The organism is Mycobacterium sp. (genome assembly GCF_004298145.1).
Classification (GTDB): domain Bacteria; phylum Actinomycetota; class Actinomycetes; order Mycobacteriales; family Mycobacteriaceae; genus Mycobacterium.
In genome coordinates, this window is the sequence record NZ_SCRH01000013.1 from 1 (window position 1) to 13,065 (window position 13,065).

The 13,065-nt window shown below is 65.2% G+C and carries 10 protein-coding genes; 5 read left to right on the plus strand and 5 right to left on the minus strand.

Going from position 1 to position 13,065, the window contains the following annotated elements:
- On the plus strand, positions 1 to 3,727 hold a 3,727-nt coding region (locus tag EPN51_RS04475), incomplete at its 5' end, for a non-ribosomal peptide synthetase (RefSeq protein ID WP_293037731.1).
- Positions 3,728 to 3,745: 18 nt separating this feature from the next.
- Complete coding sequence (locus EPN51_RS04480; protein ID WP_293037733.1) at positions 3,746 to 4,675, plus strand: class I SAM-dependent methyltransferase; 930 nt, start codon at positions 3,746 to 3,748, stop codon at positions 4,673 to 4,675.
- A 36-nt stretch (positions 4,676 to 4,711) separates the two neighbouring features.
- On the opposite strand, the gene EPN51_RS04485 is transcribed toward EPN51_RS04480, so the two are convergent.
- The 4 genes from EPN51_RS04485 to EPN51_RS04500 form a co-directional block, all read right to left on the minus strand.
- Positions 4,712 to 5,119 carry a nitrile hydratase accessory protein gene (locus tag EPN51_RS04485; RefSeq protein ID WP_366509377.1) on the minus strand — a complete coding sequence of 136 codons (408 nt, stop codon included), beginning with the start codon at positions 5,117 to 5,119 and terminating at the stop codon, positions 4,712 to 4,714.
- Entirely contained in the window at positions 5,092 to 5,757 is a 666-nt protein-coding gene (nthB, locus tag EPN51_RS04490) for a nitrile hydratase subunit beta (protein ID WP_293037738.1), read from the minus strand. Before nthB ends, EPN51_RS04485 begins: the two co-directional genes overlap by 28 nt.
- Positions 5,754 to 6,395, minus strand: coding sequence for a nitrile hydratase subunit alpha (gene nthA, locus EPN51_RS04495; RefSeq protein WP_293037741.1), 642 nt, complete (start codon positions 6,393 to 6,395; stop codon positions 5,754 to 5,756). The genes nthB and nthA overlap by 4 nt, the downstream gene beginning before the upstream one ends.
- Positions 6,396 to 6,534: 139 nt before the next feature.
- Positions 6,535 to 7,920: an argininosuccinate synthase-related protein gene (locus EPN51_RS04500; RefSeq protein WP_366509379.1), complete on the minus strand. Its 1,386-nt coding sequence runs from the start codon at positions 7,918 to 7,920 to the stop codon at positions 6,535 to 6,537.
- A 1,049-nt stretch (positions 7,921 to 8,969) separates the two neighbouring features.
- Between EPN51_RS04500 and EPN51_RS04505 the strand changes: the two genes are divergently transcribed.
- Entirely contained in the window at positions 8,970 to 9,746 is a 777-nt protein-coding gene (locus EPN51_RS04505) for a class I SAM-dependent methyltransferase (protein WP_293037746.1), read from the plus strand.
- A 91-nt stretch (positions 9,747 to 9,837) separates the two neighbouring features.
- Here the strand turns inward: EPN51_RS04505 and EPN51_RS04510 are convergent, their stop codons facing one another.
- Positions 9,838 to 10,275, minus strand: a complete 438-nt coding sequence (locus tag EPN51_RS04510; RefSeq protein WP_293037749.1) for an SRPBCC family protein — start codon at positions 10,273 to 10,275, stop codon at positions 9,838 to 9,840.
- A gap of 84 nt (positions 10,276 to 10,359) precedes the next feature.
- On the opposite strand from EPN51_RS04510, the gene EPN51_RS04515 reads away from it, so the two are divergent.
- Both EPN51_RS04515 and EPN51_RS04520 read left to right on the plus strand, forming a co-directional pair.
- Positions 10,360 to 11,748, plus strand: coding sequence for an FAD-binding oxidoreductase (locus EPN51_RS04515; RefSeq protein WP_293037751.1), 1,389 nt, complete (start codon positions 10,360 to 10,362; stop codon positions 11,746 to 11,748).
- 5 nt (positions 11,749 to 11,753) lie between these two features.
- A complete protein-coding gene (locus tag EPN51_RS04520) occupies positions 11,754 to 13,064 on the plus strand; it encodes a class I SAM-dependent methyltransferase (protein ID WP_293038131.1) in 1,311 nt (436 codons plus the stop codon).
- The last annotated feature ends 1 nt before the right edge of the window (position 13,065 follow it).

Sequence of the window (13,065 nt, forward strand, 5' to 3'; positions counted from 1 at the left end):
AACCTCCCGGGCGATCAGCGAACTGGCGCGCTCATCCCACAGCACCGTCAACACCGTGCTGCAGGCCGCATGGGCCCAGCTGCTGATGTGGCTGACCGGCCAGCATGACGTGGCCTTCGGCACCACGGTCTCGGGCAGGCCGGCCGAGGTGATCGGTTCGGATTCGATGGTGGGCCTGTTGATCAACACCGTGCCCGTGCGGGCGCGCATCACGCCGGCCAACACCACCGCCGACCTGCTCGACCAACTGCAAACCGCCTACAACGACACACTGGACCACCAGCACCTGGCACTCAGCGAGATCCACCGCATCACCGGCCACGATCAGCTCTTCGACACCTTGTTCGTGCTGGAGAACTACCCCGTCGACACCACCGCCCTCGCCGGCGACCACGAGCTGGCCATCACCGAATTCACCGGCCGCGAATCCAACCACTATCCGCTGACCGTGCAAGCCACCCCGGGACCGGAGCTTGGCCTTCGTCTCGAGTACGACACCGACGTGTTCGACGCTGACAGCATCCAGGCCCTGATCGACCGGTTCCAGCGGGTGCTGGCGGCGATGACCGCCGACCCCACACAGCGGTTGTCGACGGTGGATCTGCTCGACGAGGATGAGCGCGCACGTCTGGATCAGTTTGGTAACCGCGCGGTGCTGACCCGGCCGGCGCCCCCCGCCATGTCGATTCCCGCGTCGTTCGCTGAACAGTTGGCCCGCACCCCCGCAGCGGTGGCTGTCACCTTCGACGGCAACTCGATGACCTACCGCGAACTCGACGAGGCCGCCAACCGGTTGGCGAACCTGCTGGCCGACCACGGCGCCGGACCGGGACAGCGTGTGGCGCTGCTGCTTTCACGTTCCGCCGAAGCAGTCGTCGCGATCTTGGCGGTGCTCAAGACCGGCGCGGCCTACCTACCGATCGACCCGGCACTGCCGGCGGCGCGCATCGAATTCATGATCGCCGATGCCACACCGATGGCCGCGATCACCACCGCCGCGCTGGCCGGCCGACTGAACGGGACCGACCTACCGATCATCGATGTCGACGATCCCCGTCTCGACACCCAGCCCGCCACCGCACTGCGGGGACCGACGCCCGACGACATCGCCTACCTCATGTACACCTCGGGCACCACCGGCGCCCCCAAAGGCGTGGCCATCACCCACCACAACCTGACCCAGCTGCTGAAGTCGCTGGACACCTGGCTGGAGCCGGAACAGGTGTGGTCGCAATGGCATTCGCTGGCCTTCGACGTCTCGGCGTGGGAGATGTGGGGTGCGATGTTCCGCGGTGGGCGGCTGGTGGTGGTCCCCGAGTCGGTGGGCCGCTCACCGGAGGACCTGCACGCCTTGCTGGTGGCCGAAAAGGTCAGCATGCTCATTCAGACGCCGTCGGCGGCCGGAATGTTGTCGTCGGAGGGGCTGGATGGGGTGACGTTGGTGGCGGCCAGCGAGGTTTGCCCGGGAGAGCTGGTGGATCGGTGGGCTCCGGGACGGTTGATGGTCCACGCCTACGGCCCTACCGAGACCACGGTGTACACGTCCATGAGCGCGCCGCTGAAATCCGGGTCGGGGTCGCCGCCAATGGGCTCGCCGGTGGCGGGTGCGGCCTTTTTCGTTCTGGACGGGTGGTTGCGTTCGGTGCCAGCCGGGGTGGTCGGCGAGTTATATATCGCCGGCGCCGGTGTGGGAGTGGGGTATTGGTGCCGACCCGGGCTGACCGCATCGCGGTTCGTGGCGAGCCCGTTCGGGGGGCAAGGGGCCCGCATGTATCGCACCGGCGATCTGGTGCGATGGCGCGCCGACGGTCAGCTGCAGTTTGTGGGGCGCGCCGACGAACAGGTCAAGATCCGCGGCTACCGCATCGAACTCGGCGAAATCCGAACCGCCCTAACGTCTCTCGACGGCGTCGACCAAGCCGTCGTCATCGCCCGCGAGGACCGCCCCGGCGACAAACGCCTCATCGGCTACATCACCGGCACCGCCAACCCCAGCGACCTACGAATTCAGCTGAGCGAGCGGCTACCGGCCTACATGGTGCCGGCCGCGGTGATGACCATCGAGTCGCTACCGCTCACCCCCAACGGCAAACTCGACACCCGCGCACTCCCGGCGCCCGAGTACTCGGCGGCCCAGTACCGGGCCCCGGCCAGCCCCACTGAGGAGATCCTGGCCGGCATTTACACTCACGTGCTCGGGGTCGAGCGGGTCGGAACTGACGACTCGTTCTTCGACCTCGGCGGGAATTCCCTGTCGGCGATGCGCCTGATCGCCGCGATCAACTCCCGCCTGGACGCCGACCTTTCGGTCCGCACCGTGTTCGACGCGCCGTCCGTCCGGAAACTCGGCGAGCAGTTGGGCAGGCGTGCCGGCTCGGCCAGCGGTCCCAGCTTTGCGTCCGTGCACGGCCGCAACTCCACCGAGGTGCACGCCGCCGACCTCACGCTGGACAAGTTCATCGACGCGACGACGCTGGCCAAGGCACCGACTCTGCCGGGCCCCAGCGCCGAGGTGAGAACCGTTCTGCTCACCGGGGCCACCGGCTTCCTCGGCCGCTACCTGGTGCTGGAATGGCTGGAGCGGATGAAGCTGGTCGACGGCACGCTGATCTGCCTGGTGCGAGGAGAGTGCGACGAGGACGCGCTGGCCCGTTTGAGCAAGACTTTCGATAGCGGCGACCCGGGGCTGCTGCGCCACTTCCGGGAACTGGCCGCCGATCATTTGGTGGTCGTCGCCGGTGACAAGGGGGAAGCGAACCTGGGGCTCGACCCACAGACCTGGCAGCGGCTGGCCGATACCGTCGACCTGATCGTCGACTCCGCTGCCCTGGTCAATGCCGTCTTCCCCTACAGCGAGCTATTCGGGCCCAATGTGGTGGGCACCGCCGAGCTGATCCGGATCGCGCTCACCACGAAACTCAAGTCCTACAACTTCGTGTCGACTGCCGACGTGCGAACCCAGATCGATTCGGCCGCCTTCACCGAGGACGCCGACATCCGGGTCATCAGCCCCACCCGCACAGTCGGCGACAGCTACGGCGACGGCTACGCCAACAGCAAATGGGCCGGTGAGGTACTGCTGCGTGCAGCCAATGACCTGTGCGGGCTGCCGGTGGCGGTGTTCCGTTGCGACGTGATCTTGGCCGACCCGACGTACGCAGGCCAGCTGAACCTGTCGGACACGGTCACCCGGATGGTGCTGAGCTTGGTGGCCGCCGGCATCGCGCCCGGCTCGTTCTTCCGGCTCGACGGCAGGGGCAACCGGCAACGCGCCCACTTTGACGGGCTGCCCGTCGACTTCATCGCCGAGGCCATCGCCACACTGGGTGCACGGGCGCTCGAGGGGTTTGAGACCTATCACGTGATGAACCCGCACGACGACGGCATCGGGCCCGACGAATATGTCGACTGGCTGATCGACGCCGGTTACCCGATCCAGCGCATCGGAGACTTTGGGGAGTGGTTGCAGCGGTTCGAGACCGCCCTCGGTGCCCTGCCGAATTGGCAGCGCCAGCACTCGTTGCTGCAGATGCTCTTGTTGCGCAATTCCGCGCCAGTCGATCCCCCCGAGCCGACCCGTGGGTCGTTCGCGCCGGCCGACCGATTCCGGGCGGCGGTGCAAGAAGCAAGAATCGGTCGAGACAAGGACAGCCCGGACATCCCACACATCTCGCCGCCGATCATCATCAAATACGTCACCGATTTGCAATTGCTCGGACTGCTCTAGCCCGTCGAGGAGGAACAAATGCGGCGAATTGCCCTTTCGATTTACTGGGCCTTCTTGACGGTCGTGCGCTCCTTCAGCCTGATCCGACAGAAAGACGCCGCGGGCTACTACACGGTCCTCGGCGATGACGTCATCGACTTCATGAATGACAGGTATGCCGACCAATCCAAGCCGCTGTGGCTCAACAACGGTTACTGGAAAGCCGCTCGTACCTATCCCGATGCGTGCATCGCGATGGTCGAGCTTCTGGGCACGCGGGCCGGACTGCAGCCAAGCGACGAAATACTCGACGTCGGTGTGGGTTTCGCGGAGCAGGATTTTGCTCTTCTCGATCGGTTCAAGGTGTCTCATATCACCGGCATCGACATCACGCCCGTCCACGTCGAGAAGGGTCGGGAACGCGTCGCCGAGCGCGGACTGGAGAAACAGATCGACATTCGGCTCGGCTCCGCGACCGCAATGGATTTTCCCACCGCATCGTTTGAGCGAGTCTTGGCCCTGGAATGCGCCTTTCACTTCGACACGCGTGACGACTTCATGCGCGAAGCGTTTCGCGTCCTCAAACCGGGAGGAACGATCGCGCTCGCCGACATGCTCCCGACCCCGGGCAGGAAACCGGCTCGAGCAACTACCTTCGGCCGAAGGTACGGCCACATTCCCGAGGCCAATAACTATGACCGCGATGAGTATTCACGTCGGCTGTCGGCCGCGGGGTTCGACGACGTGCTCGTGGAATCGATCCGGCAAGACGTGTTCCCCGGGATGGCCAAATACGCTCGGCAACGCCTCGAGGGCAAGAAGATGGATGAAGTGGTCGTCGAGATTTCGGATGACGATCGCGCCCAGTGCCGCGGTGTAGAGGTGTGGGAACGAGGGACTGGCTTGACGGATTATGTGATCGCGTCGGCGCGCAAGCCGATGGATATCGAGGTTCGGGCGCAAGGCTGAGCCGGGATCGCGCGGGGGCGCAGCCGGAATCATCGGTCATTGCCGCCCGGTGCCGGCGTTGTGAGCTGGGTCGAAGTCCTCGGCTTGTAGTTCGATCGGTGCACCATGCGGTGTGCGGTCCGCCGCGTGTTGCCAGGCAGCACGCCAGCGTGCCGTCTCGGCCGAGCCGATGCCTTTGCGCGCCAACAGGTCTTCGAGCGCATCAAGCCAGTGCTGGTAGTAGGTGTCGCCCACGTTGGAATCGGCATGTGCTGGTGACGCTTTGATACGACTGGCCAGCGCGTCGGCCCACTCGGACCAGGTATACAGCCCGCGCTCGTGCAATGAAACCGCCATTGCGAAAGCCCTTGCCTCCCAAGGCTCTGCGAACACCGGCCCGCCGGCGCCGATGACCCGACGAAGGCGTGCGGGCCGATTCATGCCGCTTCCAAGTACGGTTCCCATGCGTCGACCGACACGGTCAAGCCCCGCTCGGCGTCCGGCCAGAGGTCGGTGCCGCGGAACACCACCGTATACAGCCACTGCGGCTGTTCCCCGTGACCACTGGCATTCGCATCGGCGAAGACGTGCATCCCGTGCAACCGTTCGATCACCGCCGGCTTGCCCTGCCCATATTCCGGCAGGCGGGTGTGATGCGGGGTGGGCCCGGAAATCGTGCGCACGCGCTGGCCGACAGCGAACCGAGGCGCCTTGGTTGCGGACCGCTCGGTGGGCGCGCCGTGGGCCTGCAGCGTCGGCACGTCGCGCGCGCGCACGATGCGGGGCACCGGGATCGGCGGGCGGAGCGACCGGCCGGCGGCCAGTTCGTCGGCGGAGACCAACCCGCGCTCCTCGAGCTGCTTGAGCAAAGCGCCGAACCAGATTTCGTAGTAGCTGCGTTGGTCGTAGTCCGGCAGGGTTTCGCGTGCGGAACGTGTCATGTCGAGATTCCAGACTCCGGAGGCGCCCATCGACAGCTGAAGCGCGAAGACACGCGGCTCCCAGGCCGCGTGCCAGGGCTCGAACCCGGACTCGAGTTTGATGGAACCGTGTCCCAGCTGACCGCCTAGGTCAGCGTGCGTGACGTAATCGTCGCTACTCATGCGTCGAGGGCCTCGGGGCGCAGGGGTACACCGGTGCCGATCATCGAATCGCGTGTCACTAACCCGGCGAGCTCCTCTTCGCCGAGGTCTTCGCTTCCGACAGGCCGGATGGGCACCACGAGATAACGGACCTCGGCCGTCGAATCCCAGACACGGATGTCTGTGCCTGCCGGCAGGGTCACGCCGAACTCGGCAAGCACACCACGCGGGTCACGCACCGCACGCGACCGGTACTGCGCGCTCTTGTACCAGGCGGGCGGCAGCCCCAACACCGCCCACGGATAGCAGCTGCACAGCGTGCAGACCACCAGATTGTGTCGCTGGGGCGTGTTCTCCACTGCGATCATGTGCTCGCTCTGCCGGCCGGTGTAGCCCAGCCACGCGATCGCGGCGGTGGCGTCGCTCAGCAGCCAGTCGCGGTAGCTGGCATCAACCCACGCGCGAGCGACCACACGTGCACCGTTGCGGGGACCAATGCGTGTCTCATAGGTGTCGATGAGCTCGTCGAGTGCCGCCGGATCGACGTAGCCCTTCTCGACGAGCACGCTTTCCAGCGCCCGCACCCGCAGATCCATCTCCCCGATCTCGCTGCGGTGACTTGCGTCGATGCCGCGAACACGGTCATCGGGCCCACTCATGTTTCGAGGTTACGGCGATGACGCGGACCGACACAACGACCCTCACAACGGCGTGACGGAAAGCCGCAGCGCCCCAGGCGAATTGTTGCGCGACCTTCGCCGGCCCATGTAGCACTCCCCCGCAGTAGATCGGCGGCGGTCATGGTGCGCCAGGCAACGGCTTCGGAGAAGAAACCCTTTGCGCAGCGGCGTTATACGGCCAGCGTTCGTGGTCCTGCCCTGCACTCCCGCTATCGGGACGATGTGCTAGGCCGGCGTCGAGCAATTCGACTTCCGGGCCAAAGCGACGGTCGTTCCGTCGCACAGCCAAGACGGAAGTGTCATCGAGCCGACCCGTTGTCACGGATTTGGCCGCGGCGGCTTTTGCGTACTCCCACTGCTCCCGATCACGAATGTAAAGCGGTGATACGGCCTTCAACCCCGCGAGCTCGAACCCACCGTTGCGAAGAGTGAACCGGACTTCGCCACTTACGCGGTGCGCGCTCACCTCGAGGAAAGACTGCAAGGCCGCTCGGAGACCGCGGAACCATCGCCCCTCGACAGCCTCCAATATCAAAGCCTCACCGAGAGTGCGCATCCAACGGAGGGTTTCCACCTCGACGGTCGCTGATGCGAGCTGTGCGAAACCTTCGAGGATGAGCGTCGCGGCGGGAGCTTCGCGGACCTCAAGCACCTTCTCGCCGTTTTCGAGATGCTCCAGACTGCTGAAGCGTCCGATACCGTAACGGCCGATTGTGGTGTTCAGGCCGCGTATCAGGTCGACGAAGTCAGCGACAGGTTCAGTGTCCACCGATACGACATGCCCGCCCTCGAAGCGCAGCTCTACCACACGGCTGGCCGTTTCAGTTTGGACGGACCACTGGTAGAGATTCTGGTCGATTTCAAACTGCTCGGGATCGTCCAGGCTTCCACTTTCGAACTCTCTGCACCACAAGTTGGTGTCGGTGCTTGTCATCCGATTCGCAAAGCCGGAAATGCCGAACTCCTGTTGAAGTTCCACGCGCTTGAATTCGCGGCTGAGGGCATCGAGCTCGTAGGGCGATCCGTAGTAGCCCTCGAAACCCAGGTCGGAAATGGCTCCATTGAGCCTCCTGAGACTATTTTGCGACTGGTTGGCCGTATGGAGCAGACACTTCGCGCCGACCGAGCGCGCGAACTCCACACCGACTCGGGCGATCAATGGTCGTGACAGCGATGCACTAATGGGATGCTGTCCAAGATATCTGCCGCCCGCGAGAATCGACGGGTACACGAACTCTTCGACGAATTCTTTTCGGTAGTCGAATCTGGTTATTTGTAGATCAAACTTATCCGCGATGGATGAAAACTGTTCAAGATCGAATTCGTCACCGACGTCGATGGACAGTGCGATAAGATACACGTCGAGTTTCGACAACTGCGCCAACAGATATGCGCTGTCCAATCCACCCCCGCACAATGTGACGATAGTGTCATTTCGGCGACACAATTGCTCTATATCCGAGAAGGAGCGGACCTTTCTGTATTCCATATGGCCAGATCCCATGATTCAAGCGCCATCGGGCGGGTCGGAAGGCGCCACGGTCGTAAACCTCCGTTGCCCACGAAGGGCTCATCATCCGGCCGAAACGTCCCAGAAGAGTACGAAGGTCGCCCCGGCGGGGGTGGAAGGCTCGGATCCTTCCACTGGGTCAGGCTAACACTGTTCTCCGTTCGGGACACCTTGGTTTCGGCGATTGACAGGCCCCCCGAAAGTGCGTCCTCGTCTCCTTGCGTGCGGCCCGCGCTCCCCAGCGGGATGCGGGGCGCCGGTTCGGTCAATCCGAGTGCCCGTCAGGGGTTTCGTAAACCGTCCGCATCGACCCGCAAATTAGCAGGCCACGACAATCCCAGTCCGGGCAGCCGACGTAGGGAAGGTCGGTGGGTTCCACGGAGTCCGCGGTCGATCTCCCCCTCGGAGATGAGGACTCAATCGAGGTGCGCTTCTCGCAATATTTGCATCGCCGTAACACCACTTGCGGCGCCGCACCGGCCAGCCGGGTGTTCATCGCAGTGAGCCGTCCAGCAAACCAGCTGTCAATCGTCGGCCACCATGCCCGGCGGGGGCCATGGGCGCGGCGGCCCGCGCCTTGGCCCAGGTCACCGCGAGCGAGCCGGCCGCCATCGGACTTTGCTTGGGCAGGGCGTTCAGTACCGAAACGTCACAACGTCGGCCGGACGCGAGACGACAAATCCTCGGTGTTCCGGCATGTCCGGCAATTCTCTGTCGCGGCCCCAGCCGCGTATCTTTGCGACAATCGATCGAATTCCTAAGCGAGGCGAGGATGTCGCACGCATTGCACGTAGCCGCGGCCTGGGCCGAGGGAATTCGATGAATATCGACGCACGTGAGTGTTTGGAGATTACATCGGACGATCCCACCACTTGTCGTCAGTATCCGGAGGCCGAGGTCCGTGAGTTGACCGAGGTGCTCGACGAGGCCGGCTGATGCCCCTCCTGGAGTCGGACGCCGTTCGCTTTCGAATTGTGCCGTTTTGTGTGAATTTGTGACCGTTTTATGCCGGACCGCGTCTGCCGTCATCCATGATGGTCCGCATGGACAGGATGGCCCACGACATCGCGAGCATGCCCCGGGGCGGGCCGGACGCCTCGTGGCTGGACCGGCGGCTGCGTACCGACCGGCTGGAATACCTGGACCGCGACGACGTCGACGATCTCAGGCGCAAGGTGATCCAGGCGCTCGACCGCAGCGGACGGCGGCGGTTTCTCGGTAATTACGCGCTGTGCGCCCGCGCGGCGCTTGATGAGGTGACCGAAATCGCCTCGCCGAAGATCCTCGAGCTCGGGTGCGGCCTCGGCGGGTTGTCGCGCAAGCTGCTGGAGTTTCACCCCACCGCTCAGGTGACGGTCACCGACGTCGATCCCGAGTATGTGGCCGCCGTCGCCGCCAGCGACCTCGGCAGTCACCCGCGCGCCACAGTGCGCGAAATGGACGCCACCGCAATCGATGCCCCCGACGGGTATTACGACCTGGCGGTGTTCGCGCTGTCGTTGCATCACCTGGCGCCCGAACAGGCCGCTCAGGCGTTCGCCGAAGGGACCCGAGCGGCTAAGAAGTTGTTGGTCATCGACCTCCGCAGGTGGCGGGCACCGCTCCAATTGGGGTTGTTGACGCTCACACTCCCGTTCACCAGCCTGAACCCGCCGTTGCACGATGCGGTCATCAGCTCGCTACGCGCCTATAGCCCTTCGGCCCTGCGTGCGCTCGCACACTACGCCGACCCGGCGATTTCCGTCGAGTTCCGCACCCGACCGCGGGGCGCGACGGCCATGGTCGCCGGTCGTGCCCGGCAACCGGGCCGGCCCGCGTAGCGACTGTGGTGATCGGACGTTGATCACACCGCGCTGCTCGCGCGACGAAAACGACCGGGCCACCCTTCGGCAACGCGTGAAACCCCCTGGCTCAGGCTTCCAGTTCCCTTTTCAGGTTCGCCAAGACCTCGCCCTGAATCCTCTTCAGCCCCAACGGCGCAAAGGTCTTTTCGAAGAAGCCCTTCACGCCGCCGGCGCCGGTCCAGGTGGTCTTCACGGTGACGCTGGAGCCGGGCCCGGCGGGCGCCACCGTCCAGTTGATCACCATCGTCGAGTTGGCGTCCTTCTCGATGACGGTGTGCCCGGCCACGTCGACGTCGACCTGGACATCGCGGACGCGTGATCTGGTGGCTTGCAGCTTCCACGTGGCGACCGTGCCCGCCCCCTGCCCGCCCTGCAGCACCTGGTAGCCGCTGTACTGCGGGGAGAGAATTTTCGGACGCACCGTCTGATAGTCCGCGACGGCGGCAAGGGTTGCCGCAGGCTCGGCGTTGATCAAGATGGTGCTGTCTGCGCTCACCTGTCCCAAGGCGACCCCTCCTCGTGATGATTTCCCCGGTGCTGCCGCTCGCGACGGGTGCGCGGGCCGTTGTCGAAGACTAGGGTATATGCGGTGCCTGTCCTTGGATCTGCACTCTCGGCCCACAAGTCGGGCGTTGACCGGCTGCTGGCAAGTTATCGATCCATCCCGGCAGCGTCGGCAGTCCGGCTGGCCAAGCCGACGTCAAACCTGTTCCGCGCCCGCACCAAACGTGATGCGCCTGGTTTGGACACGTCCGGGCTGACCGGCGTCCTGGGTGTGGATCCCGAAACCCGCACCGCGGATGTGGCCGGCATGTGCACGTACGCGGACCTGGTGGCCGCGACCCTGCCGTACGGTCTCTCGCCGCTGGTCGTCCCGCAGCTGAAGACCATTACCCTGGGCGGCGCGGTCAGCGGCCTGGGTATCGAGTCGGCGTCGTTCCGCAACGGGCTGCCGCATGAATCGGTGCTGGAGATGGATATCCTCACCGGCGCTGGCGATTTGCTCACCACATCCCGCACCCAGTACCCGGACCTGTTCCGCGCCTTCCCGAATTCGTATGGGACACTTGGGTATTCGACCCGGCTACGGATCGAGTTGGAATCCGTCGCACCGTTTGTGGCGCTGCGCCACGTCCGCTTCCGCTCCCTGCCCGCTCTGATCGCGGCGGCCGAACGCATCATCGACACCGGCGGGCAGGGCGGAACACCGGTCGACTATCTCGACGGGGTGGTGTTCAGCGCCGATGAAAGCTACCTGTGCGTGGGCCGACGGACCACGACCCCCGGCCCGGTCAGCGACTACACGGGTAAGAACGTCTACTACCAGTCCATCCGGCACGACGCCCCCGGTGTGGAAGCCACCAAGGACGACCGGCTGACCATGCACGACTATTTCTGGCGCTGGGACACCGATTGGTTCTGGTGCTCACGCGCGTTCGGCGTGCAGAATCCGCGGCTGCGACGCTGGTGGCCCCGCCGCTACCGGCGCAGCAGCGTCTACTCGAGGTTGATCGCCCTGGACCGGCGCTTCGGGGTGTCCGACCGCATCGAAGCGCGCAACGGTCGACCCGCACGCGAACGGGTGGTGCAAGACGTCGAGGTGCCGGTCGAACGGACCTGCGATTTCCTGGAGTGGTTCCTGGACAACGTGCCCATCACGCCAATCTGGTTGTGCCCGTTGCGTCTACGCGACCACCACGGCTGGCCGCTGTACCCGATGCGGCCGGACCACACGTACGTCAACCTCGGCTTCTGGTCGTCGGTGCCCGCGGGCGCCACCGATGGAGCCACCAACCGGATGATCGAAGCCAAGGTGGGCGAACTCGACGGGCACAAGTCGTTGTATTCCGACTCCTTCTATTCCCGCGAGGACTTCGACGAGCTGTACGGCGGCGAGGCCTACAACACCGTCAAGAAAACCTACGACCCCGATTCTCGTTTACTCGACCTCTACGCAAAGGCGGTACAACGGCGATGACATCGATGAGGGAAACCAAAGAACCCCACCGCTCGCCGACGGGGAAACTCAGCATGGCCGAGATCCTGGAGGTCTTCGCCGCGACCGGGCGACATCCGCTGAAGTTCACCGCCTACGACGGCAGCACCGCGGGCAGCGAAGACGCCGAGCTGGGTCTGGATCTTCGGAGCCCCCGCGGCGCCACCTACCTGGCCACGGCGCCCGGCGAACTCGGTCTGGCCCGCGCCTACGTGTCGGGTGACCTGCAGGCCCACGGCGTGCATCCGGGCGACCCGTACCAGTTGCTCAAGACGCTGACCGATCGGATGGAATTCAAGCGGCCGCCGGCGCGGGTGCTGGCCAACGTCGTCCGGTCGATGGGCATCGAGCGGTTGTTGCCGGTCGCACCGCCGCCGCAGGAGACGCGGCCCCGGTGGCGCCGCACCGCCGACGGGCTGATGCACACCAAGACCCGTGACGCCGAGGCCATCCACCACCACTACGACGTGTCCAACACCTTCTACGAACTGGTGCTGGGGCGATCGATGACCTACACCTGCGCGGTATACCCGGATGACGACGCGACGCTGGAAGAGGCGCAGGAGAACAAGTACCGGCTGATCTTCGAGAAGCTGCGGCTACAGCCGGGCGACCGGCTGCTCGACGTCGGCTGCGGCTGGGGCGGCATGGTGCGCTACGCGGCGCGACGCGGGGTCCGGGTGACCGGCGCCACCCTGTCGGCCGAGCAGGCGAAGTGGGCACAGCAGGCGATCGAAGGTGAGGGGCTGGCCGGCCTCGCCGAAGTGCGCCACACCGACTACCGCGACGTGGGCGAGGCGGCGTTCGACGCCGTGTCCTCGATCGGGCTGACCGAGCACATCGGCGTCAAGAATTACCCCGCCTACTTCGGGTTCTTGAGGTCGAAGCTGCGCACCGGCGGCCTGCTGCTCAACCACTGCATCACCCGCCGCGACAACACCGCGACATCGTTCGCCGGCGGGTTCACCGATCGCTACGTCTTCCCGGACGGCGAGCTGACCGGCTCGGGCCGTATCACCAGCGAGATCCAGGACTGCGGCTTCGAGGTGCTGCACGCGGAGAACTTTCGCCATCACTACGCGATGACGCTGCGCGACTGGTGCCACAATCTGGTCGAGCACTGGGACAGGGCGGTCGCCGAGGTCGGCTTGCCGACCGCGAAGGTGTGGGGCCTGTACATGGCGGCGTCGCGGGTTGCCTTCGAGCAGAACAACCTTCAGCTACATCACGTGCTGGCCGCCAAGACCGACGCGCGGGGCGACGACGACCTGCCGCTGCGGCCGTGGTGGACGGCCTGAG